Annotated in this window: 2 protein-coding genes; one reads left to right on the top strand and one right to left on the bottom strand. The window is 58.3% G+C overall.

Annotated features, from left to right (window positions below; translation table 11 throughout):
- Nucleotides 1-169 precede the first annotated feature (169 nt).
- Nucleotides 170-1015, bottom strand: coding sequence for an RluA family pseudouridine synthase (locus H5U08_RS16715; protein WP_297035669.1), 846 nt, complete (start codon nt 1013-1015; stop codon nt 170-172).
- A gap of 359 nt (nt 1016-1374) precedes the next feature.
- Between H5U08_RS16715 and H5U08_RS16710 the strand changes: the two genes are divergently transcribed.
- Nucleotides 1375-2096: Hsp70 family protein (locus tag H5U08_RS16710; protein WP_297035666.1), on the top strand; the 722-nt coding region annotated here is incomplete at its 3' end.

Below are 2096 nucleotides of genomic sequence, written 5' to 3'. Positions count from 1 at the left end.
ATCCTATCTTTTCGCGCGGCTCCTGGGTAGTGCAGCCCGGCCATTCAGGCGGATCCGCTCAGCAAGAGACAGCGCCTAACCGGAGAGACCCCGGAGGAGGACATTTCACCGGAGGGCGTGCGGCTTTGGCAGGATTCACTCTCTGGCTGGCAGCTTCACAACGGGCAGTCTATAGTTGCTGGAATCGTTCAGGTGGTTCGAGCGGATGATCACCCAGGCCGTCGATAACCCCGAGGTGTTTCCCAAGCCACGGCCGGAAAGAGTCGGACAGTTCCTCCCAAAACCGGGGGAGCGGGGCTGTGATGTCGATCGGTTCGAACGTCATCGGGTGGAGGAAATGCAGTTCCCGGGCGTGCAGTGCGATGGGGCAAAACCGGGGATCCGGATGCTGCGGTCCCACGCGTCGCCGCGCCCCGTACTGCCAATCCCCCACCACGGGATGACCTCGGGAGGCCGCCTGAACCCGAATCTGGTGCATTCGGCCAGTTTCCAGCTCGATTTCCAACCAACTGAGCCCATCCCACTGTTGAAGCAACCGATACCTGAGTACCGCCAATCGTGCGTCAGGATGATTCTCGGGAACGATCTCCGCTTGAGGCACGTCGGGGATTTTCCGCATGTGATCACGCCACTCCCCTTCCGGTGGGTAGACCATCCCCTCCACAACCGCCCAATACAGTTTCCGAATGGAGCGGGACTCAAACTGTTCCGTGATCCTCCTGGTTGCCCGCGTGTGCCGTGTAAAGAGGATAGCGCCGGTGACAGGCCGATCCAGCCGGTGGGGGACCCCCAGGTAAACCCCTGAGCCCGGCGGACTGCGCGTGGCAAGGAAATCGCGCACTAATTCCACCAAAGAGGGAACCCCTGGCGGCCCCTGAACGAGTATCCCGGCCGGCTTATTGATGACCACGACCTCTCGGGCTTCGTAAAGAATCTCCGGGACACCCTCGGGGAATGACAGCCAGGGTCTGTGGTGGCGATTGGATTGCGGATGCTGCGAGCCGGTTTCGTTCATCTACGGTCGGACAATAAGATTGCAAACCGGATTCGGGGGAACGTTCTTCGACTGGCCTGGTGCCAAAATGGCAGGTCGATCGTCTCGCGGCCTGTCGGAAAGGAGCGACAACGCCCGACGCACAATCATATCTTTCGTTCATTTCGCGGCTTATGAATGGTGTCTTTCATTAAATATACCAATGGCACAGGCTTTGCGAAAAGCTGCTCTCCAGTGGTCAACCATCCTTGAGAGCTACGATCATGAACCGTCATCGGTGCCTCCTCTTTGGGTTCCACCACAATCTCAAGTTCGTGTACGGGTGAGGAGGGGGCGCACTGGAAATACACAGTTTTGTCCCAGAGAAAGGGAGAAATAACATGGCACAGGAAAAAATTATCGGTATCGACCTCGGGACGACCAACTCGGTGGTGGCCGTCATGGAAGGTAAGGAGGTCAAGGTGATCCCCAACCAGGAGGGGAATCGCCTAACCCCAAGTGTGGTGGCCTTCACAGAGCGTGGCGAAATTCTCGTCGGTGAACCTGCCAAGCGGCAAGCGATCACTAACCCCAAGCGAACGATCTACTCCATCAAGCGTTTCATGGGACGTCGCCGTGAGGAAGTGAAGGCGGAAGAGGCGATCGTCCCCTATGAAATCGTCGGTGAGCCCGGCGAATACGTCAAAGTGAAAGTCGGGGACCGGCTCTACACGCCTCCGGAAATTTCCGCAATGATCTTGCGGAAACTCAAGGACGCCGCGGAGGCGTATTTAGGTCACCGCGTCAACAAAGCGGTGATCACCGTTCCTGCCTACTTCAATGACGCGCAGCGACAAGCCACCAAGGATGCGGGCCAAATCGCCGGGTTGGAGGTCGTGCGCATCATCAATGAGCCCACGGCGGCCTCTCTGGCCTACGGGCTTGACAAGAAGGAGGCTGAAAAAATTGTCGTCTTCGACCTGGGCGGTGGGACGTTCGACGTCTCCATCCTGGAGGTAGCCGAAGGCGTGTTCCGAGTTATCAGCACCAGCGGTGACACGCACCTGGGCGGTGATGACTTCGACCGCGCCCTGGTGGACTATGTCGCCGAGGAATTCAAGAA

It is taken from the genome of Thermogutta sp., from assembly GCF_014359955.1.
Classification (GTDB): Bacteria; Planctomycetota; Planctomycetia; order Pirellulales; family Thermoguttaceae; genus Thermogutta.
This window is presented reverse-complemented; position numbering and strand designations above follow the sequence as displayed.

What these genes read in the sequence shown, in the direction of transcription:
- H5U08_RS16715 (WP_297035669.1), bottom strand. Translation starts at nt 1,015, where the DNA reads ATGAACGAAACCGGCTCGCAGCATCCGCAATCCAATCGCCACCACAGA.